The sequence below is a fragment of the Mesorhizobium sp. M7A.F.Ca.US.011.01.1.1 genome, assembly GCF_003998295.1.
In the GTDB taxonomy this organism is placed as follows: domain Bacteria; phylum Pseudomonadota; class Alphaproteobacteria; order Rhizobiales; family Rhizobiaceae; genus Mesorhizobium.
On the sequence record NZ_RZRT01000068.1, the window covers coordinates 1 to 21,572 of the forward strand.

The 21,572-nt window shown below is 60.6% G+C and carries 25 protein-coding genes and 3 pseudogenes; 7 read left to right on the plus strand and 21 right to left on the minus strand.

The annotated features are described in order from the left end of the window. A partial coding sequence (locus EOA13_RS39095) for a DUF6455 family protein (RefSeq protein WP_245490544.1) occupies positions 1-152 on the plus strand: 152 nt, incomplete at its 5' end. Between the two features lie 53 nt (positions 153-205). Here EOA13_RS39095 and EOA13_RS32230 read toward each other — a convergent pair. Beyond that, the gene (locus tag EOA13_RS32230) at positions 206-904 is read right to left on the minus strand and encodes a CBS domain-containing protein (RefSeq protein ID WP_127297365.1); all 699 of its coding nucleotides are present in this window, start codon (positions 902-904) and stop codon (positions 206-208) included. A 148-nt stretch (positions 905-1,052) separates the two neighbouring features. On the opposite strand from EOA13_RS32230, the gene EOA13_RS32235 reads away from it, so the two are divergent. Beyond that, positions 1,053-1,268, plus strand: a complete 216-nt coding sequence (locus EOA13_RS32235) for a DUF1858 domain-containing protein (protein WP_127297366.1) — start codon at positions 1,053-1,055, stop codon at positions 1,266-1,268. A 3-nt stretch (positions 1,269-1,271) separates the two neighbouring features. Here EOA13_RS32235 and EOA13_RS32240 read toward each other — a convergent pair whose 3' ends face one another. Further along, positions 1,272-1,973: a Crp/Fnr family transcriptional regulator gene (locus EOA13_RS32240; protein WP_127297367.1), complete on the minus strand. Its 702-nt coding sequence runs from the start codon at positions 1,971-1,973 to the stop codon at positions 1,272-1,274. Between the two features lie 150 nt (positions 1,974-2,123). On the opposite strand from EOA13_RS32240, the gene EOA13_RS32245 reads away from it, so the two are divergent. After that, positions 2,124-2,561, plus strand: a complete 438-nt coding sequence (locus EOA13_RS32245; RefSeq protein WP_127297368.1) for a pseudoazurin — start codon at positions 2,124-2,126, stop codon at positions 2,559-2,561. Positions 2,562-2,665: 104 nt separating this feature from the next. After that, positions 2,666-3,841 carry an NnrS family protein gene (locus EOA13_RS32250; protein WP_127297392.1) on the plus strand — a complete coding sequence of 392 codons (1,176 nt, stop codon included), beginning with the start codon at positions 2,666-2,668 and terminating at the stop codon, positions 3,839-3,841. A gap of 59 nt (positions 3,842-3,900) precedes the next feature. Here the strand turns inward: EOA13_RS32250 and EOA13_RS32255 are convergent, their stop codons facing one another. The 10 genes from EOA13_RS32255 to ccoN form a co-directional block, all read right to left on the minus strand. Beyond that, a complete protein-coding gene (locus EOA13_RS32255) occupies positions 3,901-4,770 on the minus strand; it encodes an SUMF1/EgtB/PvdO family nonheme iron enzyme (protein ID WP_127297369.1) in 870 nt (289 codons plus the stop codon). A 52-nt stretch (positions 4,771-4,822) separates the two neighbouring features. After that, positions 4,823-5,929 (minus strand): copper-containing nitrite reductase, encoded by a 1,107-nt coding sequence (gene nirK / locus EOA13_RS32260; RefSeq protein WP_127297370.1) that lies wholly within the window; start codon positions 5,927-5,929, stop codon positions 4,823-4,825. Positions 5,930-6,115: 186 nt separating this feature from the next. Further along, complete coding sequence (gene ccoS / locus EOA13_RS32265; RefSeq protein ID WP_127297371.1) at positions 6,116-6,271, minus strand: cbb3-type cytochrome oxidase assembly protein CcoS; 156 nt, start codon at positions 6,269-6,271, stop codon at positions 6,116-6,118. Continuing rightward, positions 6,268-8,556, minus strand: coding sequence for a cation-translocating P-type ATPase (locus EOA13_RS32270; RefSeq protein WP_127297372.1), 2,289 nt, complete (start codon positions 8,554-8,556; stop codon positions 6,268-6,270). Before EOA13_RS32270 ends, ccoS begins: the two co-directional genes overlap by 4 nt. After that, positions 8,553-9,050, minus strand: a complete 498-nt coding sequence (locus EOA13_RS32275) for a FixH family protein (RefSeq protein WP_127297373.1) — start codon at positions 9,048-9,050, stop codon at positions 8,553-8,555. The genes EOA13_RS32270 and EOA13_RS32275 overlap by 4 nt, the downstream gene beginning before the upstream one ends. After that, positions 9,047-10,606: a cytochrome c oxidase accessory protein CcoG gene (gene ccoG, locus EOA13_RS32280; RefSeq protein ID WP_127297374.1), complete on the minus strand. Its 1,560-nt coding sequence runs from the start codon at positions 10,604-10,606 to the stop codon at positions 9,047-9,049. Before ccoG ends, EOA13_RS32275 begins: the two co-directional genes overlap by 4 nt. A 213-nt stretch (positions 10,607-10,819) precedes the next feature. After that, complete coding sequence (gene ccoP / locus EOA13_RS32285) at positions 10,820-11,683, minus strand: cytochrome-c oxidase, cbb3-type subunit III (RefSeq protein WP_127297375.1); 864 nt, start codon at positions 11,681-11,683, stop codon at positions 10,820-10,822. 2 nt (positions 11,684-11,685) lie between these two features. Beyond that, positions 11,686-11,835: a cbb3-type cytochrome c oxidase subunit 3 gene (locus EOA13_RS32290; RefSeq protein WP_127297376.1), complete on the minus strand. Its 150-nt coding sequence runs from the start codon at positions 11,833-11,835 to the stop codon at positions 11,686-11,688. A gap of 12 nt (positions 11,836-11,847) precedes the next feature. Next, positions 11,848-12,579: a cytochrome-c oxidase, cbb3-type subunit II gene (gene ccoO / locus EOA13_RS32295; RefSeq protein WP_127297377.1), complete on the minus strand. Its 732-nt coding sequence runs from the start codon at positions 12,577-12,579 to the stop codon at positions 11,848-11,850. Positions 12,580-12,590: 11 nt separating this feature from the next. Then, positions 12,591-14,201: a cytochrome-c oxidase, cbb3-type subunit I gene (ccoN, locus tag EOA13_RS32300; RefSeq protein WP_127297378.1), complete on the minus strand. Its 1,611-nt coding sequence runs from the start codon at positions 14,199-14,201 to the stop codon at positions 12,591-12,593. A gap of 242 nt (positions 14,202-14,443) precedes the next feature. On the opposite strand from ccoN, the gene EOA13_RS32305 reads away from it, so the two are divergent. Continuing rightward, entirely contained in the window at positions 14,444-14,854 is a 411-nt protein-coding gene (locus EOA13_RS32305) for a hemerythrin domain-containing protein (protein ID WP_127297393.1), read from the plus strand. A gap of 2 nt (positions 14,855-14,856) precedes the next feature. Here the strand turns inward: EOA13_RS32305 and EOA13_RS32310 are convergent, their stop codons facing one another. Then, entirely contained in the window at positions 14,857-15,585 is a 729-nt protein-coding gene (locus tag EOA13_RS32310) for a Crp/Fnr family transcriptional regulator (protein ID WP_164780475.1), read from the minus strand. A 168-nt stretch (positions 15,586-15,753) separates the two neighbouring features. On the opposite strand from EOA13_RS32310, the gene hemN reads away from it, so the two are divergent. Next, positions 15,754-17,103, plus strand: a complete 1,350-nt coding sequence (gene hemN / locus EOA13_RS32315) for an oxygen-independent coproporphyrinogen III oxidase (protein WP_127297380.1) — start codon at positions 15,754-15,756, stop codon at positions 17,101-17,103. 7 nt (positions 17,104-17,110) lie between these two features. Here hemN and EOA13_RS32320 read toward each other — a convergent pair. From EOA13_RS32320 to EOA13_RS32345, 8 genes and pseudogenes are all read right to left on the minus strand, one after another. After that, a pseudogene (locus EOA13_RS32320) lies at positions 17,111-17,419 on the minus strand (potassium channel family protein); the annotation flags it as partial. Positions 17,420-17,483: 64 nt separating this feature from the next. Continuing rightward, positions 17,484-17,897 carry an MAPEG family protein gene (locus tag EOA13_RS32325; RefSeq protein WP_127297382.1) on the minus strand — a complete coding sequence of 138 codons (414 nt, stop codon included), beginning with the start codon at positions 17,895-17,897 and terminating at the stop codon, positions 17,484-17,486. Positions 17,898-18,058: 161 nt separating this feature from the next. After that, positions 18,059-18,544, minus strand: a complete 486-nt coding sequence (locus EOA13_RS32330) for an SRPBCC family protein (RefSeq protein ID WP_127297383.1) — start codon at positions 18,542-18,544, stop codon at positions 18,059-18,061. After that, positions 18,541-18,846 (minus strand): metalloregulator ArsR/SmtB family transcription factor, encoded by a 306-nt coding sequence (locus EOA13_RS32335; protein WP_245486412.1) that lies wholly within the window; start codon positions 18,844-18,846, stop codon positions 18,541-18,543. The genes EOA13_RS32330 and EOA13_RS32335 overlap by 4 nt, the downstream gene beginning before the upstream one ends. A 153-nt stretch (positions 18,847-18,999) precedes the next feature. After that, positions 19,000-19,251 (minus strand): hypothetical protein, encoded by a 252-nt coding sequence (locus EOA13_RS39100; protein ID WP_245486410.1) that lies wholly within the window; start codon positions 19,249-19,251, stop codon positions 19,000-19,002. A gap of 25 nt (positions 19,252-19,276) precedes the next feature. Then, a pseudogene (locus EOA13_RS39620) lies at positions 19,277-19,399 on the minus strand (uridine phosphorylase); the annotation flags it as partial. Positions 19,400-19,663: 264 nt separating this feature from the next. After that, positions 19,664-19,812: pseudogene (locus tag EOA13_RS39105) on the minus strand (glutathione S-transferase N-terminal domain-containing protein); the annotation flags it as partial. 365 nt (positions 19,813-20,177) lie between these two features. Next, complete coding sequence (locus EOA13_RS32345) at positions 20,178-20,450, minus strand: hypothetical protein (RefSeq protein ID WP_127297385.1); 273 nt, start codon at positions 20,448-20,450, stop codon at positions 20,178-20,180. A gap of 368 nt (positions 20,451-20,818) precedes the next feature. On the opposite strand from EOA13_RS32345, the gene EOA13_RS32355 reads away from it, so the two are divergent. Beyond that, a complete protein-coding gene (locus EOA13_RS32355; RefSeq protein ID WP_127297387.1) occupies positions 20,819-21,073 on the plus strand; it encodes a hypothetical protein in 255 nt (84 codons plus the stop codon). The last annotated feature ends 499 nt before the right edge of the window (positions 21,074-21,572 follow it).

A 21,572-nucleotide genomic window follows, 5' to 3' on the forward strand; every position in this document is an offset into this window, starting at 1 on the left:
CCGATCGGGCGGTCAACCGTTGCCGATCCTGCGGCCATCAGGACGAATGCTCGACTTGGCTCGATCGACACGAGCAAGCCGATGCTCCGCCAGATTATTGTCGCAACCGCGACCTGATCGCACGGCTGCAGCATGCGGCCGGCCAGCGTTAGTCGTCGAGCGGCTACGCAGTTCGCCTTGGGAAAATGGTGGTGGTAGCCCTTGGCTACGAGACCAGGATGACGGACAACGGCTCGGCGCAAAATAGATTGTCCTCAACGCCTTTGACGCCGGCGACGTTTTCGGCCGCGACGATGGCTGCCCGGCGCTCGCGTTCGTCGAAGATGGCGCCGCTCAGTTTTACGATCCCTTTGTCGACACTGACATTGATCAGATCATTTCCAGCCCACTTCTGCGCTGCAAGCTCCCCGACGATGCTCTGGCGTATCCGTTCGTCGTCAATGGCCGTCGGGGTCGAGGCTGGCTGCGTGTGAAGCAGCGCACGAAGAAGATCGGAGCGGGCAATCATTCCGACAACTTTGCCGCCATCGACGATCGGGACGCGTTTGATGCAGTGATGCGTCATCAACTCGACGACCTCGGCAAGCGATGCATTGGGGGATGCCGTGACAACGCTGTCGGTCATCACGTCCTCGACCCGCCGTCCGTTGGCCAGGACATATTCTTCGGCAACTCTTCCCGGGCTGACAAGAAACTCCAGCCAGCGTGGGCGCTTGCGCTGAGTGCCCAGCTCTCCGCGGCGCAGGAAATCACCCTCGCTGATAATGCCCACCAGCGCGCCGTCGCTGCGAACGACGGGAAGCCCGCTAATCTTGCTGGAGAGCATTAATCCGGCCGCTTCGACGATCGACGCAGACGGCTCTATTGCAACGACCGGTGTGGTCATTATGGCTTTGGCTTGCATGCCAACCTCCTCAGATACTTTATCTCGTTGCTTATCGAGATCGCGCACGCCCTGTCTTGATCTGAATCATTTTCAGATTGCGAAAGCGCAACGAGAGCGGTCCGAACGCGATTTATGAAGAGGCTTCGCAAAACGCGGAGACCTCATCGTGAAACAGCGCAGTTCGCTCGACCCGGACATGATCGTCGACGAAATCATGAGGAAATGGCCGGCAACGGTGGCTGTGGTGCTGAGATACAAGATGCTCTGCGTCGGCTGTCCGATCGGCACATTCCATACCGTGGCTGAAGCGTGCCGGGAACATCGGATCGATGAGGGCGACTTTCTGGGCGAACTCGAAGCGGCCATTCGAGGAGAACGGTGAGGATCAGCGCTTGTCCCGGTTATCCGCGAGAACCACAAGGCGATGCGCATCCTTGACCGTGACTTTCTGGCGTCCGCTGACAATTATTCCAACGTCTTCCCACCGGCTCAGCAGCCGGCTGACCGTGTGCAGCGTCGTCCCGGTCATCTCGGCGATGTCCTGTCTCGAGATCGGAAAGTCGATTTCGATGCCGTTATCGGTCTTTCGGCCGGTCTGGTTTGCCAGCCGCAGCAGCGCATGCGCAACCCGCTGCTCCACCTGTTCCGTCGACATCTCCACCACTCGCGTCTGGGTCTCCTGCAGCCTGTTTCCGACCGTCCTGTAGGTGGTTGCGCCAAACACCGGGAACCGACGCGCCAACTCCGGCCAAAGAGCGTTGGGCCAGGCCAGCACCACGCAATCCACCGCCGCGACAGCACTGGCGGGGTAGGCCGGCCGGCCAAGTGCCGCGGCGACGCCAAAGACCTCGCCTTCGCTGATGTATCTGGCGATGACCTGCTGTCCGTCCGGCGTGGTGCGAACGACACGGATGTGCCCGGCGATCAGCACGAAGAAGGAATGGGCCTCGGCCTCCTGCGCGAAGATCGCCGTCTCCTTGGCATAGCGAGACGACCGCGCATCTCGCAGAATCTCGCTCTGCTCGTCGGGCGTCAGCCCCTGGAAGAGCGGCAGTCGCGAAATCAGCGATCGGTCCAGCGCAGCCAACGGATTCCTCACGGCCCTACGGTTCCGCATCAACCGTGCGGGAGACCTTTCTTATCCCGAGTTTGCGCCAGCGCAAATTGTCTCGGGCCGCATCAAGCTAAATGGCATGGAACGGCACAACGCCGCGAAGACGAAACAAAGGACAAACCGATGAAACTCTCCATCCTCGCCGCCGCAATCTCCATCCTCGCGCTCGCCGGCAGTGCAAGCGCGGAAGAGCATGTGGTGCAGATGCTCAACAAGGGCGAAAAGGGCTCCATGGTTTTCCAGCCGGCCTTCGTCAAGGCAGCACCTGGCGACACTGTCAAGTTTGTGCCAACCGACAAGAGCCATGACGCAGAGTCGATCAAGGGCATGCTTCCGGAGGGCGCCGAAGCCTTCAAGGGAAAGCCCAACGAGGAGATTACCGTCACACTGACCCAGGAAGGTGTGTATGGCGTCAAATGCGCGCCTCACTACGGCATGGGCATGGTCGCCCTGATCGTTGTCGGCAAGCCGCTCAACCTCGACGCAGCCAAGACGGTGAAACATGCCGGGAAGGCAAAGACGGTGTTTGCCGACCTGTTCAGCAAGATCCCGGCCAACTGACCGGCAATCGATACAGCCATGCCTGCCGCACAAAGGGGCGGGCGCGGGCCGGACGAACCGAGGGCGGCGGTTCATCCGGCCCTGTTCATTTGGAGACGCAGATCATGGGAATTCCACGCCTGCGGGCCTACACTGGGCCCGCATTTCTTTCCTACGGATTTAGGCCCTTCTTCTTCCTCGGGTCGCTGTATGCCGCGCTCTCCATTCTGCTTTGGCTACCGATCTATGCCGGCGAACTCGATGCCCACAGTGCGTTCATTGCCGTCGACTGGCACATTCACGAGATGCTGTTCGGCTATCTGCCGGCGATCGTTACCGGGTTCCTGCTGACCGCCATCCCGAACTGGACCGGCCGGCTGCCCGTGCAAGGCTTGCCGCTGCTGGCGCTGGTGGTCTTGTGGCTTGCTGGGCGCGCCGCGGTCTTCTTCTCGGCGGATATCGGCTGGGAAGCGGTAGCCGTGATCGATGGCTCATTTCTGCTTGCTGTCGCTGCCGCGGCGGCACGCGAAATCGTCGCGGGACGCAACTGGCGCAATCTCAAGGTGCTGCTGCCGCTTGCCGTCCTGGCGTACGCCAACGGCATGTTCCATGTCGAGGCGCACCTTCAAGGCACTTCCGACATCAGCCCCAGGCTCGGTATGGCTGCGGCGATCGTGCTCATCTCGCTGATCGGTGGGCGTATCATTCCGAGCTTCACGCGCAACTGGCTCGCCCGGGAAAATCCTGGCAAGCTGCCTGCGCCGTTCGACCGTTTTGACGTCGTATCGATAGCCATCTCAGCTCTCGCGCTGGGAGCATGGACGTTCGCCCCCGACAACCGCGCCTCGGGAATGCTTATGGCTGTCGCCGCAATCTGCCAGGCTTGGCGTCTGTCGCGCTGGGCTGGCGGACGCACAGTGCGGGATCCGCTCGTGCTCATCCTCCACCTTGCATATGCCTTCGTGCCGGTCGGCCTTGCCCTTGTCTCGGCTTCGATCTTTTTTCCTTCCGCCGTGCCAGCTGCTGCGGGGCTCCACGCGCTCGGAACGGGTGCGGTCGGCGCCATGACGCTTGCCGTGATGACCCGCGCAACGCTCGGGCACACCGGGCAAGAGCTCAAGGCTGGGAAAGGCGCCTCGTTCATCTTTGTGACCGTCCTCCTCGCAGGATCATTGAGAATCCTGGCTGCCTTCGTCCCCTATGACGTGGTGATCGACATGGCGGGCACCGCATGGGTGGCGGCATTTGCTGGCTTCATTCTAACCTATGGAACCGCGTTGATGAGGCCAAAGGCCCGGTGAGGCGGCCCGGGAGAGCACGCGACCGTCGAAACGCGAATGGAGAAGCCGCTTCAGACCTGTCAGACGGTGCCAAGCCAGCCAAGGATCCGGCTTGCCCATCCCGAATGGTCCCGGACCAGCCTGAATCCCAGATTGTCGGGAGGCGTGCCAACGGCACAACCTCCGCTTTTCCCGTCATTGACGAAGTTCGACATGTAGGCTCTGTGAAGCCCTTCAAGGACGTGGACGCCGCAATTGTCGACCGAACTTGCCACACCGTTTCCATCCGCAGCCAACGTGGTGCGGACATAGCAGGTCGAAGTCCACTCCCAGACGTTGCCGGAAAAGTCGGCAAGGCCCAGGGAATTGAAACCAAACGAGCCACGGCTCCTCGGCATCGGGTCCGGTTTGCGATTTAGATCCACCTCGGCCTTGTAGCTGGTGAGCCATCGTCTGGCGGGGTTGCTGGCATCGTTTTCGACCCCCTCGAATTCGCCGGCGAACCGTTCCGCGGCGGCAAAGGCCCACTCTTCATCGGATGGCAGCCGCCATTGGCCGCCGGTCACTTGCGAATACCACCGGGCGTAGGCATTCGCATCGAGATAGCTCACTCCGGTGACGGGTGCATTGCTCGGGATCGCGCGCGTCTCCTGTGCCGGCTGACAGCCGCCAGCCGACACGCAGTCCGCATAGTCGGCCGCGCCGACCTGGTAGGTCATGATTTCGAGAGGTCTGTCGAGTTGCCGCTCGAGGCGGGGATTGCCTTGCGGGCGTCCCTCTTTCAGGAACTCGCCCGGAGTCGGATAGATGATCGAACCGGAAAGCAAGACAACCGTCATAGCGATGGGGTGGGATTGTCGATCCTCGAAGACCGCCTGCAGCGAGAGCCCTACCGGAACAGCAGCGGCGGCCAGGGCGACCGGCAGAACCTTCAGGATGAAAAGAGACATGGCTTTTGTCCATGCCCGGACAGCGACGCTGTCCGGGCAAATAGGAGTGCCGTCAGTTGGTGGCTATGGGTTTGGGCGCCTCGACCTGCGTCATCAGGTCGTCATCCCACTCGCCTTCGACCATGAAGTGAGCGGTCGCTCCGAGTTCCACAGCCTCAATCAGATTGTGATTGACGTAGGCGTAGACACCCGGCTGCAGGAACGTATAGAGCGCCGAGCCCGCCGAGCCGCCGCGGATGAACCAGGTTTCCAGGTCCTTGGCCGGCGGGTTGGCGAATTTGCCCTGTTCCCAGACATAGTCGCCGTGCCCGCCGATCAGATGCGGTCGCGTATCGCGGTTGGCCTGCGAATGGACGATCAACACGGTCTCGCCGACTTTCGCTTTCATGGCGTTGTCGCCGGTCAGGGAACCGACCTTGCCGTTGAACACGACATGCGTCGGGATCAACCCGCGCATGACCTTGACGATGTCGTCGTACCCGTCGCCGACCGATTCGTAGTTCTTGAAGTTGCCCTTCTCGTCGCGCGGAATATAGAAGTCGTTCTCGCCGATGTAGAAGATCTTGTCATATTTGACCGGCTCGCCCTTGTCGTTCCTGAGCCCATCGCGCGGCAGGACCATGATCGCGCCGCTCATGCCGGAGACGACATGCCAAGGGATCATCGCGCCACCGGGTGCGCAGTGATAGACGAACGTTCCCGTTCGCGTCGCCTTAAAGCGCAAGGTCACCTGTTCGCCGGGATTGATCAGCGTGAGACCACCACCGCCCAGAGCGCCGGTCGCGGCGTGGAAGTCGATGTTGTGGGCGAGTGAGTTGGTATCGGGATTGATGAGCGTCAGCTCGAGATAGTCATCCTGATGCACGACCATCAGCGGGCCGGGGATCGAGCCGTTGTAGGTCATCGCGTTGAGCGTCGTGCCGTCGGCGTCGATGACGACGGTCTTTTCCTCGATCGTCATGGTGAATTCGACGATCTTCGGACCACCCTTGGCGACCTGATCGTGCGGATGCACGAAAGGCGGTGCCACGAGCTTGATCTTCTCTCGGGCGAGCCCCTGAATGTCTGCCTTTGTCACCGTTGCCGAAAATGCCGGCAGTGCCGCCACGGCGGCAGCGCCAATGGCTGCCCCGAACAGAGCTTCGCGTCGCGTGATCATGTCAGTCTCCTGTCTATCAACCGTTGCGGATGAGCAGAAGCTATCTGACCTGACGCAGCGTTTCTTTGCGCTGGCGCAAATTGGTGGAGTTAATTTTGGGAATGTTAGAGCCTCGGACACTTCGATCTAGCGCGTCATAGTCAAGGCGGAGAAGGTCGTGGCTCGGTTATTTTTGCCAGCACTTGGTTAGCGGCCGAGCTTGTCTTCCCGATCGATGAGGATTCGCTCGGCGGCACCGTCGAGATCTTCGTACTGACCACTCTTCAAAGCCCACAGGAAGCCCCCCAGGCCAAGCGCACCAAGAAAGAGTGCCACAGGTATGAGGTAGGCAAGGATTGTCATGAGAATTGGGCCAATTTGGTGATGTTGGAACGCCTGTCGCGCCGAACATTTTTCGCCGGCGAATTTGGCACCGAACTCTGCAAGCGCAGCGCATTTCCGATCACAAGGAGCGAAGAAGCGGACATGGCAATCGCGGCGATAAGAGGCGTGACATGCCCCAGTATGGCGATCGGCACGGCGATGGCATTGTAGACGATCGCGATCACGATGTTCTGGCGAATCAGGCTTCCCGCCTTGCGCGAGACATCCAGCGCGAGAGGCACTGCCAGAAGGCTTTCGCGCAGGAATACGAAATCGGCCGCGTTGCGGCCAATGTCGGCGGCGGTGGCAGGAGCGATCGAGACATGCGCAGCGCTCAGCGCAGGCGTGTCGTTGAGACCGTCGCCAACCATCAGAACCCTGTGTCCGTCTTTCGCCGCCGTCTCAATGCGTTCGACCTTGCCGGACGGCAGCAGGCACGGAATAAAATTGTCGATACCCAGCATTTTTGCGACTTCGCCGCAGGCGCCCGCGGTATCGCCCGACAGCATTTCCACCGACACCCCAGCATGGGTCAATTGCCCGATCGCCGCCCTGGCGTCGGCGCGCAGCGCGTCCTCAAAATCGAAGGTCGCGACAATGAACCCGTCTTTTGTCAGCACCGTTCCGCCATAGCCATGTTTGCCTTCGCCGCCGGTCCGGGCCTTCCATCCAGCCCATCCGCGCCGGCCCAGCCGCCAGGTGCTACCGGTGGCTGTGGCTTCGATCCCGAAACCCGGGTGCTCGGTGACGGCATCGAATTTGTGCTGCCCGCCAAGGCGGGCAAAACCGGCTATGGCCTTTGAAAACGGGTGACGCGAGTGCGCAGCCATGTCTCCCGCGATTGCCAGCATGGCCGGATCAATCGAGTCCGCATTGACCAGCCGGGGCTGGCCGAGGGTGAGCGTTCCGGTCTTGTCGAACACCGCTTTATCAATCGTCGCCAGGCGCTCCATGGCCGAACCGTCCTTGACCATGATGCCGTTCTCGAACAGGCGCCGCGCCGCGACCACCTGGACGATCGGTACGGCGAGGCCGAGCGCGCACGGGCATGTGATGATCAGAACGGCAATGGCGATGGTTATCGCCCGGTGCCAGTCACCGGTCGCCGCCATCCAGCCAAGGAACGTCGCGAAGGCTGTGAGATGAACCACCGGGGCATAGAGCGCCGAAACACGATCGGCGATCCGGCGATAATGCGCGCGGCCGCCCTCTGCGGACTCCATCAGCCGAACCATTTCCGCCAGAAACGAATCTTTCGCGGCGGCGGTCGCCTCGATCGTCAGCGGGCCGGTTAGGTTGAGGACACCGGCCTGCACGGCTTCGCCTGCCGCTACGTTTCGAGGCGTGCTCTCGCCGGACACCAACGAGCAGTCCAGATCCGAGGCCCCTTGAATGATCTTGCCGTCGACGGGGATTCTCTCGCCGGCAGCGATCAACAGCAGCATGCCAAGTTCGATCTCGCCAACCGGCAGATAGTCGCGTGCACCATCGCCGCGCAGCACCATGGCGCCACGCGCCGCGAGCTGTGACAGGCCTTTGACGGCGGTGCGGGCGCGTTCGCGCATCACGTGATCGAGCGTGCGGCCGATCAGGAGGAAGAACAGCAGTGACACCGATGCATCGAAATAGGCGTGGTCGCCATGGGTGATCGTCTCATAGAGGCTCATGGCGTAGGCGAGGGATACCCCGACCGCGATCGGCACATCCATGTTCATGCGGCCGTGACGCAGCGCATTCCAGGCCGAGCGGAAGAAGATGCCGCCGGCGAAGGCGAGTGCAGGGATGGCGATAAGCGCCGAGACCCAGTGGAACAGGTCGCGGGTAGCGCCTTCAGCACCGGACCAGACAGAGACCGAAAGCAGCATGATGTTGCCCGCCGCAAAGCCGGCGACAGCAACGGCGCGGATCAGCTCCGAAAGCGTCTTGTCCTTGTTGTCGACCTCGGGGTCGAACAGATGCGCCTCGTAGCCCAGCCGTCCCAGCGCGGCGACGAATGGTGGTACCTGGTTTCCACGCCAGCGGACCGCGACCCGCTTCGTCGACAGGTTGACACGAGCGCTCTCCACTTGATCGAGCTTTCCCAGTGCTGTCTCGATCGCCTGGATGCAGGCCGCGCAATGAACCGTGGGGACCGAAAGATCGGTCTGGCGGAGATCATCGCCAAGCGATCGGCTCGCCAGCCTGATCTCCTGGCTGGACGGCAGGACCGATCCGGTGTTGACCAGATCAAGCGCCATTTCGGCGCCCGGTGCACAACAACTCATTGCAGCGCTCCATTGGAAATCATGATCCTGCGGACGTCGCGGTACGGTTTATGCAGACCGGCGTCGGCGTCGACTTCGACAATCCAGACGCCATCCTTCGGCATGTGCTGCGCGGCGAACTCCTGGCCGGAGGCGGGTGCGAGGGTGACCGACTTGTCCTCCTTCTCGTATGCGGGATGACGAAACAGCACCTTGACGCCGTGCAAGGGAACCGGCTTGCCGCCGGCGTCGGTGAGGCCGTAGTGGACTTCGCCCCATGCGATGGTCAGCTTGCCGGTCCAGCCAAGGGCTGCCTGCGCGCGCCCCTCCTCGGCCTGCTTGTTGAATTGCTGACTCGCCACATAGGTGTTTTCGACGACAAGGCCGGTCCAACTTGTGTTGGCGAGCGTGGCCATCGTCAGATTGACCGCGATGACCACACCGAAGAAGGCAAGGATGGTGAACAGCATGTGCCTGCCGGTGAATTCGCGGGTTTTTTGTGTTCTGGCGCTCATCTGGCAGTCTCCGGCGCGTTGAAGGTGGCGGTGTATTCGTCCGACTCGAAGCTCGCCTTGTCCTCGACACGGAACGTGAAGGTCTGCGCTGTGTCCTGGATTTGACCCGCTGGCTGGCGCACGAAGACCTTCAGCATTTTCAGGCGGTCGGGTTCGACCGGAATGGCGACAGAACGGCCTGCCGGGATGTCGTCGCCGACCACGCTCATCTCGGCGCCCTGTAAGCCCTGCATAGTGACAACGATGGTCCGCGGTTCGGGGATCATGTTGAGCAGCTTGACGGTGTAGCCGTTGCGGATCGAGCCGTCGGAGAGCGTGACGAATTGCGGATTGCGGTCGTGCAGCACGTTGACTTCGAGCCGATCGCGCGTCAGCAGCGAATAGAGCAGGCCGAGACCGATCAGCGACCACAAACCCATGTAGACATAAGTGCGTGGCCGGAAGATCTTGCTGACATGGAAATGCGCCACCTTGTCGGAGAACAGGCCACCAGCAGTCCTGACCAGCGACGGGTTGACTGAACTGGAGCCGCCCGCGGTCGCCAGCATCATGTTGGCGTCGTAATCGGAGAGCGTCGCGTAGGAAATCAGCCCACGCTCCCTGCCGAGCTTGTCCATGACGCCGTCGCAGGCGTCGATGCAAAGCGCGCAGGTGATGCATTCGAGCTGCTGGCCATCGCGAATGTCGATCCCCATCGGACAGACAGCGACGCAGGCATTGCAGTCGACGCAATCGCCGAGCGGCTGACCTGAGGCCTGGACCTTCTTCGCATGACGTGTGCGCGGTTCGCCGCGCCAGTCATTATAGGTGACGGTGAGCGAACTTTCATCGAGCATGGCTGCCTGGATGCGCGGCCATGGGCACATATAGGTGCAGACCTGCTCGCGCATCAGCCCGCCGAACGTGTAGGTCGTTGCCGTCAGCACGGCGACGGTGATGTAGGCGACGGGGGCTGCCGTGCCGGTGAAGAGTTCGCCAAGCAGGCTGGGCGCGTCACCGAAATAAAATATCCACGCGCCGCCCGTCAGCGCGCCTATGATCAGCCAGATGGCGTGTTTCGACACCCGCAGCACGAGTTTGCGGCTGGTCCAGGGACCGGCGTCGAGCTTGATGCGCGCATTGCGGTCACCCTCGATGGCCCGCTCGACGACCAGGAACAGATCGACCCATACGGTCTGCGGGCACGTATAGCCGCACCAGGCACGGCCAACAGTCGACGTGATCAGGAAAAGACCGACGCCGGCCATGACCAGAAGGCCTGCCACATAATAGAATTCCTGCGGCCAAATCTCGATGAAGAAGAAGTAGAAACGCCGGTTGGCGACGTCGAGCAGCACGGCCTGGTCCGGCGCAAACGGGCCACGGTCCCAGCGCAGCCACGGGGTCAGATAGTAGATGCCGAGCGTGACCGCCATCACCAGCCATTTGAACTGGCGAAAGCTGCCCGAGGCCCGCTTTGGGAAGATCTTCTTGCGCGCGGCATACATTGGCTGACGCACCTTGGCGGAGTTGACCGCCTCGGCTTCGAGCCGTTCTACCTGCGTATTGTCCAGCACTGGTTTCTCCCGTCGCGAGGCTTGTGATTTCGCCGGGCAAATGTCCTGACTGGGTCCAGACAGAGCAGCGAAATACAGCGTCGAGCGGATTGTGCCGCCGACTGGATTGCGCCGCGTTGATGCAGGTCAATCGCCAGCGCGGAAACAGGTCGAGGCCCGGCAGAGCCGGGCCTCGTCGCCTGGGCGGTGAGGGCCGGAGAATAGACCCCCTTCTTATTCTCCACCGCCTAGCGAATGCACGTAGACTGCCAGCTCCTTGACCCTGGTTTCGCCCAGGCGAGCGCCCCAGGCCGGCATCACGCCCTGTTTCGGCGCGGTGACCTGGGCGGTGATGGCCGCTTCGCCCGATCCGTAGAGCCAGATGGCGTCGGTCAGATCAGGAGCGCCGAGCTCCTTGTTGCCCTTTGCATTGTCGCCGTGACAGGCCACGCAGTTTTCGGCAAAGACCTTGGCTCCGGGCGCAACCAACGACTGATCGCTGACGTTTCCGGACAGGCTGGCAATATAGGCGCTGACCTGTTTGATCTGGTCGGCGGTTATGATGTCGCCAAAGGCAGGCATTTCTGACAAGCGCGTATCCGGATCGGATGCGAAGCGGATGCCATGCGTGATTGTCTGCTGGATTTGGTCCTCCTTGCCGCCCCATAACCAGTCGTCATCGTTGAGGTTGGGGAAGCCCTTGGAGCCCTGGGCGCCGGAACCATGGCACTGCACGCAATTGACCTTGAACGCGGCTCCGCCAGCGGCGACGGCAAATTCGCGCAACCCATCGTCGGCGGCAATCTCCGAGACGGTTTTCGATTCTATTGCCGTTACGAATTTGCCCTTGGCCACCTCGGCGGCCATCAACTCGTTCCCGACCTCGTTGCGGCTCGAATAGCCGAGCAGGCCTTTTGTCGCGGAATGCAGCAGAGGCCATGCCGGATAAGCGATGGTGTATCCGATCGCCCAGACAATGGTGATGTAGAAGGTGATGACCCACCAGCGCGGGAGCGGATTGTTCAGCTCGCGAATACCGTCCCACTCGTGACCCGTGGTCGAAACGCCAGAGATTTCGTCGATGTGCTCGTCGCTCATGATCACTCGTCCTCAAGGGGGATCCGGGCAGCCTCGTCGGCCAGCTTGCGGCTGCCAGGGCGGAGCGAAAACGCGATCGCGCCGACAAAGAACAGAGCCATGGCGACCAGACCCCAGCTGTCAGCGAACTCCCGCATCAAATTGTAATCCATTGATAAAACTCCTCAGCGGTAGCCGGCGGCTTCGTCGTAATTCTTGAAATCGACCAGTGTGCCAAGCATTTGCAGGTACGCGACGAGCGCATCCATCTCCGTCACCTGTTGCGGGTTGCCGTCGAAGTCGCCGATCTTGGCTTTGGGGTAGCGGGTCTCAAGGCCGGACGTGTCTGCGTTGGGGTCGGCCTGCGCCATCAAATCGGCATTGGCGTTAGCGATCATGTCATCGTTGTAAGGGACGCCAACGCGCGCGTTGGCAACCAGATGTGTAGAGAAGTCCTTGACATCGATCGGCGCGTCTTTCAGGAACGCGTAGCTCGGCATGATCGATTCCGGCACCACGGAACGTGGATCCGAAAGGTGGTCGACGTGCCACACATTCGAGTAGCGGTCGCCAACCCGAGCGAGGTCCGGTCCGGTGCGCTTCGATCCCCACTGGAAGGGATGATCATACATCGACTCAGCCGCCAGGCTGTAATGCCCATACCTCTCGACCTCGTCACGGAACGGGCGGATCATCTGGCTGTGGCAGAGATAGCAGCCCTCGCGCACATAGATGTTGCGCCCGATGAGCTCCAGCGGCGAATAAGGCCGCATACCTTCAACCTTCTCTATCGTATTGTCGAGATAGAAGAGCGGCGCGATCTCGACGATGCCACCGACCGTCACCACCAGAAGGGAGCCAACGAGAAGAAGCGTAGCGTTCTTCTCGATCAGCGCGTGTTTGTCCATCAAGCCCATTGTCTGGCTCCTTATTCGGCAGGCTGCAGGACGGGCAGGGAGCCCGGCATCGGTTGTTCTTCGCGCTGATAGCCGAGGATGGTCATGGCGATGTTCCACGCCATGATCAGGGCGCCGGAAAGGTACATGGCTCCGCCGATGGCGCGCATCACATAGTAGGGGTGCATGGCGGCCACGGTTTCGGCGAAGGAGTAGACCAGGAAGCCCTGCTCGTCGTATTCGCGCCACATCAGGCCCTGCATGATGCCGGACACCCACATGACGGCCGCGTAGACAACGATGCCGAGCGTCGCCAGCCAGAAGTGCCAGGTGACCAGCCGCAGCGAATAGAGGCGTTGACGGTTCCACAGCTTCGGCACCATGTAGTAGAGCGCGCCGAACGAGATCATGCCGACCCAGCCGAGCGCGCCGGAATGGACGTGGCCGATGGTCCAGTCGGTGTAGTGGCTAAGCGAATTGACCGACTTGATCGACATCATCGGACCTTCGAACGTCGACATGCCGTAGAAGGCGATGGCCATCACCATCATCCGGATGATCGGATCGGTACGGAGCTTGTCCCAGGCGCCGGATAGCGTCATCAGGCCGTTGATCATGCCGCCCCAGGACGGCATCCACAGCATGATAGAAAACACCATGCCGAGCGTCTGCGCCCAGTCGGGCAGGGCGGTGTAGTGCAAGTGATGCGGCCCAGCCCAGATGTAGAGGAAGATGATCGCCCAGAAATGGATGATCGACAGCCGGTAGGAATAGACCGGTCGGTTCGCCTGCTTGGGCACGAAATAATACATCATGCCGAGGAAGCCGGCGGTGAGGAAGAAGCCGACGGCGTTGTGGCCGTACCACCATTGCGTCAGGGCATCCTGGACGCCGGAGAAAGCCGAATAGCTCTTGGAACCCAGGAACGAGGCCGGCATCGACAGGTTGTTGATCACATGCAGCATCGCGATGGTCACGATGAAGGACAGGTAGAACCAGTTGGCGACGTAGATATGCGGTTCCTTGCGCTTCAGGATCGTGCCGAGGAACAGGATGAGATAGGCGACCCAGACGATGGTCAGCCAGATGTCCACATACCATTCGGGCTCGGCGTATTCGCGGCTCTCGGTGATGCCGAGCAGGTATCCGGTTGCGGCCATGACGATGAAGAGCTGGTAGCCCCAGAACACGAACCAGCCGAGATCGCCGCCGAACAGCCGGGCGCGGCAGGTGCGTTGCACGACGTATAGTGACGTGCAAAGCAATGCGTTGCCGCCGAAAGCGAAGACGACTCCCGACGTGTGAAGCGGGCGCAGGCGACCGAAGTTGAACCAGGGCTGGATGTTGAGATCGGGGTAGGCAAGCTGCAGCGCGATGACCACGCCGACCAACATGCCGACGACACCCCAAAACATGGTGGCGATGGCGCCGTAGCGTATTGGACCGTCCATGTAAGCGGACGGGTCGATCGGAGCGGGCACTTCGAAATTCGTGTTGCGGATGAGGATGGCGACGAAACCGAGCAGCACGAAGAACAGCACCCACATATGCTGCCGAAAAGGCGCGTCAACACCGAAACCGGCGGCCACGAGGGCTGCAAATGTGAAAAGGGCTAAAGCGAAGATTTGCGTGCCGAACTTCATAGCATGTCCCCGATTGCGGATTCCGATGTGCCGCACTGGGAGCAATCCATCACTCGCCCACCCGACGCCTTGATCCATGTCAAAGCCAATTGCTTTTGGATGGGGCAGCTTCGGTCGCGCAAACGATCTGGAGGCTACCGTTGAACAGGGAGAAGGAGCTGGAATCGTCGCTGTTCGAAACGAGCCGAGAGAATTCGATACTGGCGGCTCGATCCGGCAGGGAGGCAGTTCCGGCGGCGGTGATGAAACGTGCGCATCTGGAAAAGCTGCGGCTCTGCGAGGCCCTTGAAAGGATCGCAGACACTCTGCCTAGGGTCGATTGCCTGGCATGCCTAGCTACCGCAAACGCGATCGTTCCGCTGTTGAGGAACACGCATCAATACGAGGAGGCAGTCATCTATCCAGTTTACGAGGCTGCTTCGGCGGGCAGCGACGCCAACCTTGCTTCAATCCGGCGATTGCGTGCCGAACATGTCGAGGACGAATGCTTTGCCGGCGAGGTGACGGAAATCCTGCTGGCGATCGGCCATGGCGAAACGGTCGAGAATGCCGAGGCAATCGGCTTCATGTTGCGCGGCTTCTTCGAAAGTCTGCGCCGGCATATCGCCTTTGAACGTGAGCACGTCTTGCCGATGATCGGAAACGTCGATTGATCCTAGACGCCGGAGCGCCGCTGCAACCGGGTCAAGTCGTCGACGGTGACTTCTCTGTTGTTCTCGATCCGAATCACGCCATCCGATCGCAGCCTGGTCAGCTGGCGGCTCACAGTCTCGATCGTCAGACCAAGGAAATCAGCGATGTCGGCGCGGGTTAGCGGCAGGTCGAAACTTGTCGACTGGGCGGACGGGTCAAGCGCAGGGTCGATGTTCCTAGCAATCATCAGGAGAAAACTCGCCACCTTTTCCGAAGCACTCTTGCGCCCGAGAGTCACCATCCAGTCGCGAGCTTCGTCGAGTTCGTTCAGCGTCTGCTTGAGCAGACGATGCTCCAGTTCCGATGATTCCTTCATTATCCGTTCGATGGCGGCCTTAGGAAACGAACACACGGAAACGGCAGTGGCGGCTTCGGCGTTGATTGCGCTTTCCACCTTGAAAGGCCGCCCCAGAAAATCAGGGGCGAACTGGAGGCCGACAATCTGCTGACGCCCGTCTGAAAGGCTCTTGGTGAGTTTGACCACGCCGGAAAGCAAATTCGAATAGCTGTCGACAGTTTCGGCGTCGCCTATCAGTTCCACGCCTGGCTCGACGTTGTGCCTGGACGAGGTCTTGGCAAGTCCAGCGAGCTGCTCCGAGTCGAGCGCACCGCAGACGCCGCGATGCCGCGCTTCGCAGGATTGGCAAAGCACGGGGATGCCGGAACTGTGGATGTCCTGGCGCATTGTCATCATGATTATCCAAGGAATCCTTGACTGCGGCGAGATCGTATCGGCGACCAGAAATCCTTGCCCTAGTTTACGCACAGCGGCATTGACCGAAATCAAGGCGGCGACAAGGGCCATTCGCCAGAACTCATTCCTGCAAGATTCAAGCTTGCCAGGATGATGGAAGGCAAAATGAAAGCGGAACTGGCTGCCCGATTTGGTGAGAACGTCCCGCGCTACACTAGTTACCCGACCGCTCCGCATTTTCACCCTGGCGTGGATGCCGCGATCCAGCGGGGCTGGCTGGAAGCGATTGGACGCGGTGACGAGATTTCGCTCTATCTGCATATCCCCTATTGTGACAGGCTGTGCTGGTTCTGCGCGTGCCATACCAAGCAGACACGTCACTATGAGCCGGTAACTGTCTATCTCCGCTCGTTGCACGCCGAGATCGCCACCGTTGCCCGTATTGTCGGCGGCAAGGCTGGCGTGCGCGCCGTCCACTTCGGTGGCGGCTCTCCGACGATGCTGAAGCCTGAGGACATGGTGGTGCTGGGGAAAGCATTGCGGGCCAGCTTCGATTTCCTTCCGGACGCCAAGATCAGCGTCGAAATCGATCCCAATGATATGGACGACGCCCGTCTTCATGCGCTGGCCGAGATCGGCATGACCCGGGCGAGCCTCGGCGTCCAGGATTTTGACCTGAAGGTACAAAAGGCAATTAACCGCGAGCAGAGCTTTTTGCAGACCAAAGCGGTCGTCGATGGCGTTCGTTCGCGCGGCGCCGAATCGGTCAATCTGGACCTGCTCTACGGCTTGCCACACCAGACCAGGGAGAGCGTCTCCTCTACCGTCGCGCAGGCACTGACCCTGGAACCGGATCGGATGGCATTGTTTGGCTACGCACATGTGCCGTGGTTCAAGAAGCATCAGACGATGATCGACGAGGCATGGTTGCCGGGTCCGGCAGAGCGGTTTGCTCAGTCGCAACTGGCCGCGTGTCTTATGCTGAACGCGGGGTATGAGCCCGTCGGCTTCGACCATTTCGCCAAGCCCAACGATGCGTTGGCTGTAGCGGCCCGAACCGGCTGCTTGCGCCGGAATTTCCAAGGCTACACCGAGGATCGCTGCGAGACATTGATCGGCCTTGGCCCGTCGTCCATCAGCCAGTTTCGCCAAGGCTATGCGCAGAACATGCCATCGACCGCGGAGTATGGACGCATAGTCTCAGACGGTGGGCTGGCGGCTGTCCGCGGCATCGCGCTTTCCAACGATGACCGCGTTCGCGGCTGGGTCATCGAGCGGCTGATGTGCGACTTCGGCTTCTCGGCGATCGAACTGGTGGAGCGCTTTGGCGAAGTTGGCCAAAGACTTCTCATGAAAGCAAGTTCAACGGCTCTTCACGATCCTGCGCGGTTGCTTGAACTCGACGGTGACCGCTTCGTCGTGCCGGCGGAAAGCCGGCCCTTTGTCAGGAGCGTCGCGGCAAAGTTCGACAAATATCTTGAAACCGGCAAAGCCAGGCACTCGGTGGCGGTCTGAGCCGGCATCAGAAATGCTCCCCCGCCTTGAACGGGCCGATGCGCGTTCCGGCAGCGATGAGATAGGCGGTAGACCAGCCTATCAGCAGAAACCCATTCACACCTTCGAGTGCAGCCAGGACACGCCATGCATGAGCGGGCACGATGTCGCCGTAGCCGACCGTCGAAAAAGTAATGGTCGAAAAGTACAAGGCGGTTTCGAAGTCTGCGAAGATATCGAGCAGCCGATAAAGTCCGGCCCATAACCAGACCTCCGCTGTCATCACGGCGAAGAGCCCCATAACCACGCTGATCATCGCAACGGTCCGGCTGCGGCGTGTCATATAAACTCGCCCGAACTTAACCGAGAGGGTTCGGTTCATGCGAGGGTTGATCACGCCGTCAAGGGATAGCTGTCCAGCCGGTCACAATGACGAGGACAAGCGTGACGATGGCTCCTGAGACGTAAAGGATCGTTCTGATACCGCCTCCCTTGGCGGCGTTGCCGCCGCGAAGGTAGACTCCCAGGTGAATCAACCTGATTGCCAGATGCAGCCAGACGATTGTTGCCAGTTTGGCCGGTCCAACGCCGACCATCATCGCCAGCAAGGCTGGGACGACGAACGGTGCCAGCGCCTCGACCGAATTCATGTGCACGCGGTCGATCCTGTAGAGCAGATTGGCGTCGTCTGCGGGGACCACCGGACCTGAAAGCGCTCCTGCAAAGCCCTTGGACGAGCCCGAGTAGATCGCCAGCAGGACCGACAAAAGGCAGAGCGCCAGCACTCCGACAATACTGAGCCAATAAGCTTCCATTCTTTCCTCCACTTTCTTACCTTCCGCGCATGGTCTTAAATCTGCTGATCGGCAGAAATCGTGGAGGCAAACGTCCTACGCAAAATCAAAAGCTGGCGACGGCTTGCGAACTTCAAAATAGCCCATCAGACCGGGTGTTATTGCTTGGCTGTAAGTGGTTGTCAGGTCGTCTGACGAGAGCAAAGGTCATGAAAGCGCCGCAGGTAAAGTGGCCAGCCTTGGTCGCTGCCAACGCCATTGCGCACACCTTCCCAGCCTTCACCATGCCGTTCGAGGTTACGGTGCACGATCTCGACGCGAGTTCGGGTATCCGACTCTGCAGTGAAGCTCACTTCCCACTCGCTGGTCTTGTTCGGGTCGCTTTCGATCTGCCATCGAGGATTGAGATCCCAGCTCAGAAGCAGCCGGCTGGGCGGCTCATAGGCCAGAACCCGCGCCCATCGGCACTCGCTGCCATCGACGCCGCGGTCGTAGATGTGGCCGCCGACATGAGGCTCGAAGACCGTTTCGGCGATCGGCACCGCCAGTATGTTGTGCTCTCGGGGTTTGAAACTGCCGAAATCCTCGGTGAACACCTTGAAGGCGTGCGCGATTGGAATCTCGACGACGATGGAGTGCCTTAGGGGGGCGGCTGCTTGCGTGGTCATTCCTGCTCCTTCGACGATTGCTCGGCGGCCACTTTGTAGGCCGCGAGGGTCTTTCCCCAGAACCGGTCAAGTTCGGCGCGCAGGTTGGCCAGGCCTTCCGGATCGACCCGGTAAATGCGTTGCTTGCCCAAGCGCGTATTGGCCACAAGGCCGGCATCCCTGAGTACCTTCAAGTGCTGGGAAACGGCCGGCCGCGTGACAGGAAGGGCACGAGCCAATTCCCCGACCGAACAGGGGTGTTCGACCAGCAACTCAAAGATCGTGCGCCTAGTCGTATCGCCGAGCGCTGTCCAGCTGTTCACGTTAGTCTGCACTAACGCGAAATTACATAAGCATGATCTTTCTGTCAAACGTTCCGGATCGATCCGAGGCGAGGGGCTGCTGACGCGGCGGGGTACGCGTTCGATCTTCCCGCGTTCGGTCATACTGCCCGTCGCAGTTCCGACGCGCCGAACTTAGCCGAGGGTTTGCCAGGCTCCGGATAAGGTCCTTAGCACGGCCAAAGATGCAACAGTGCCGTCGGCCTCGCCCTGTTCAAAATCCCCCTCGTTGGTCGCCATGGTGTTGGTGACGTGAGCAATGCACACAATCGGCTTCGCCTTCGCTCGAGCGAAAGCGTAGAGGGCGGCGGCCTCCATCTCGACCGCAAGCACGCCCTGGGCGCGGGCGGCTGCGATGGCTGTCTCGGTTTCGCGGTTGGGGGGCATCAGTCGTCCAGGTCGCGCCACGATGGACGGTTATGCCGAAAGCCTTCGACAGCGCGTCTGCCAGCCGTTCATCAAAATCGGCCTGCGAATGCGACGGGGGCAGATCATGATAGCTCGTTCCCTCGTCCCTCCAGGCCTTGTCGATCAGATGAAATAGGGCGTCGGGCCCATGTCAACGATCTGGCCTGCGGACGTGATGCTGACCAGCAGCTTGCATCCCGATGCAAAAAGTTGCTCGGCCACAAGAACTGCAACGAGGAGCCGACGGCACAACCAACGACGCCGACCTCGCCGATTCCAGCAAGACTGAAGGCGACCAGCTCAGTGTGGTAACAAGCCCATCCTTCGTGGACCCGGCCATGGCCAGACCGTTTCGAGTGCCGGACGATGTCGCCATCGGGATCGAGCAGGTTCGCCTCCGCCACATCTCGACCTGCGCCTTGCCGCGCGCGCCACGCCCGAACAGGGCGGGCTAGGGGTGCAACTCTCGAAATAGCGGCAGAAGGCGACGGATTCGGTGATGATGGTGCCGTCGTCAAGCTCCAGCACCGGCAGCAATTCATGCCAAGCGACTTGGCGTAGGTCGCGCATGTCGACCTGCTGGCCGCACGTGGGGCAGGTGTAGAAATTCTCCCGCTCGTCGGTTGGCTCGCCGCCGTGCTCCCTGCCGGGGATGGGGGTCCAAGTTAATGAGCAGGGGGTCGCTCAAGGTGTTGCTAATATACAGCGCCCGACAGCATCTCTAACCCATCGCGCGCGGATTCGCTTCCATTGGCCACCCCGGTTCGTCAAAATCACAGCGAACAATGCGAGGCGGTGAGATGGACAAGCGGCAAGATAACAAGACCATTGAGCTGTGCTGTCTGCTAGCCGTGCCGGTATCACTGCTCCTCACTGTGGTATTCGCTGGGATGGTCCTTGGCTGACTAACGCACTGTGGGCGTTACCAGCCGCACAACATCAAGCGCGACCGTCACCACCGGGCCACCCAGGCTGACGGTTACGGCGTCCTTCTCGACCCGTGTGACGCTGCCGATCAGTTCCATGGTCTGGCCTTTGACCACCTTCGTGGTGCTATCCCGAACGGAATGGGGAAATCCGTAGGTCGGTATTGACACGCTGATCCTGTCGTCAGTGACGCGTCGAATAATGGTGGCGTCGATCGCCACCTCATCGCCGATGTTGAGACCTCTAGCCATGCACTGGAGTCTGGTGCGGCCGTCTCACGGGTCAAGTAGCGGAACCGAATATGCGCTTTGAACTTATCGGCTGATGAGCACACGCGGGATCGCTTTCTCGATCGGTGGATGGCAGAGCACCTGCCCAACGCGATGACTGATGATCCAGTGGCGGTTAGCGACCTCGCTGACGAAATGATGAAATCTGCGGAGCGTGAGGGAATCGGTGCCGACGAGATCAACGAGAGGTCGACAGCGTCTTTGAGGTGATCTTCCAGGCGATGCACCACCGGGAAGGCAGCTTGGCCGAATAGCCCTTGCCGTCCAGGTCCGAGTGAGGAATATAATCCTGCCGTTGCGGCGATCCCCCTCAAACGGAGTTCGCACAAATGCCAAGATCGAAACCTTCCAAGCAGTTATCACAGGCTGAAATCGAACGCTTTCTGGTGGCAGCGGAAGCGCTGCACCTGAGCATCGTCAAGCCGTTCATATCGCCGCACTGCGACCACTACAGACAGACACGCGTCTTACATGAAGTGCTTTTGAAAGCCGTGCGGGAAGTGACCGGCAAGGAAGTCGAGTTCATCCGCTGGAACACTACTGGGCCGGTGCTGCCTCCTTCGGCTGGTGACGCGGAACATTAGCTATCTCTGAAAGTTGTTGCATGCGGCACGCGATGCTCACCCCGTGACTGCCGAAGATCGGGATCTTCACCGGCTCCCGATCGGCCCGCGCCTCCCGCAAGTGGCGCGGGCTTTCCCTCTTTGAAGAAGTACCTCATGTCCCAATCGGTTGAACCGCCCATATTGCCAGAGGATAGCCCAGATCGTGAGGTCAACTGCGAAGTCGCCTTGGAAGCCGCATTCGCGGCTCTCGTGACTGCCTCAGAAGCGCAAGGGTGGACGCCACAGGAAACGGCTGCAACTCTGCTTAAAATCGCCACGGAACATGCCGACCGGCTTATGCACGGCGCCTACCACAATGGGCGAGGACATCACGCCGTAGCTGAAACCGAAGCGATAAAACGGCCGACGCCAGGGTGGGAGCTTTTGGGCTGTGCGGCGCCGGCCAAGCGGACAATCAGGTCCGCCGCATGCGAAGATATGGGCCGATTCGGCCTTTGTGCCTTATAGCGCGATCGCG

Excerpts from the sequence above, each read along its gene's own strand:
- EOA13_RS32310 (WP_164780475.1), bottom strand. The coding sequence starts at position 15,585 with ATGACAATGCGCCAGGACATCCACAGTTCCGGCATCCCCGTGCTTTGC.
- ccoO (WP_127297377.1), bottom strand. The coding sequence starts at position 12,579 with ATGGGCTTGATGGACAAACACGCGCTGATCGAGAAGAACGCTACGCTT.
- ccoP (WP_127297375.1), bottom strand. The coding sequence starts at position 11,683 with ATGAGCGACGAGCACATCGACGAAATCTCTGGCGTTTCGACCACGGGT.
- EOA13_RS32290 (WP_127297376.1), bottom strand. The coding sequence starts at position 11,835 with ATGGATTACAATTTGATGCGGGAGTTCGCTGACAGCTGGGGTCTGGTC.
- EOA13_RS32330 (WP_127297383.1), bottom strand. The coding sequence starts at position 18,544 with ATGACCACGCAAGCAGCCGCCCCCCTAAGGCACTCCATCGTCGTCGAG.
- EOA13_RS32355 (WP_127297387.1), top strand. The coding sequence starts at position 20,819 with ATGCCAAGATCGAAACCTTCCAAGCAGTTATCACAGGCTGAAATCGAA.
- EOA13_RS32275 (WP_127297373.1), bottom strand. The coding sequence starts at position 9,050 with ATGAGCGCCAGAACACAAAAAACCCGCGAATTCACCGGCAGGCACATG.
- EOA13_RS32325 (WP_127297382.1), bottom strand. The coding sequence starts at position 17,897 with ATGGAAGCTTATTGGCTCAGTATTGTCGGAGTGCTGGCGCTCTGCCTT.
- EOA13_RS39100 (WP_245486410.1), bottom strand. The coding sequence starts at position 19,251 with ATGCCCCCCAACCGCGAAACCGAGACAGCCATCGCAGCCGCCCGCGCC.
- EOA13_RS32245 (WP_127297368.1), top strand. The coding sequence starts at position 2,124 with ATGAAACTCTCCATCCTCGCCGCCGCAATCTCCATCCTCGCGCTCGCC.
- EOA13_RS32270 (WP_127297372.1), bottom strand. The coding sequence starts at position 8,556 with ATGAGTTGTTGTGCACCGGGCGCCGAAATGGCGCTTGATCTGGTCAAC.
- EOA13_RS32255 (WP_127297369.1), bottom strand. The coding sequence starts at position 4,770 with ATGTCTCTTTTCATCCTGAAGGTTCTGCCGGTCGCCCTGGCCGCCGCT.
- EOA13_RS32230 (WP_127297365.1), bottom strand. The coding sequence starts at position 904 with ATGCAAGCCAAAGCCATAATGACCACACCGGTCGTTGCAATAGAGCCG.
- ccoS (WP_127297371.1), bottom strand. The coding sequence starts at position 6,271 with ATGACAATCCTTGCCTACCTCATACCTGTGGCACTCTTTCTTGGTGCG.
- ccoN (WP_127297378.1), bottom strand. The coding sequence starts at position 14,201 with ATGAAGTTCGGCACGCAAATCTTCGCTTTAGCCCTTTTCACATTTGCA.
- EOA13_RS32345 (WP_127297385.1), bottom strand. The coding sequence starts at position 20,450 with ATGGCTAGAGGTCTCAACATCGGCGATGAGGTGGCGATCGACGCCACC.
- EOA13_RS32250 (WP_127297392.1), top strand. The coding sequence starts at position 2,666 with ATGGGAATTCCACGCCTGCGGGCCTACACTGGGCCCGCATTTCTTTCC.
- hemN (WP_127297380.1), top strand. The coding sequence starts at position 15,754 with ATGAAAGCGGAACTGGCTGCCCGATTTGGTGAGAACGTCCCGCGCTAC.
- nirK (WP_127297370.1), bottom strand. The coding sequence starts at position 5,929 with ATGATCACGCGACGCGAAGCTCTGTTCGGGGCAGCCATTGGCGCTGCC.
- EOA13_RS32305 (WP_127297393.1), top strand. The coding sequence starts at position 14,444 with ATGAAACGTGCGCATCTGGAAAAGCTGCGGCTCTGCGAGGCCCTTGAA.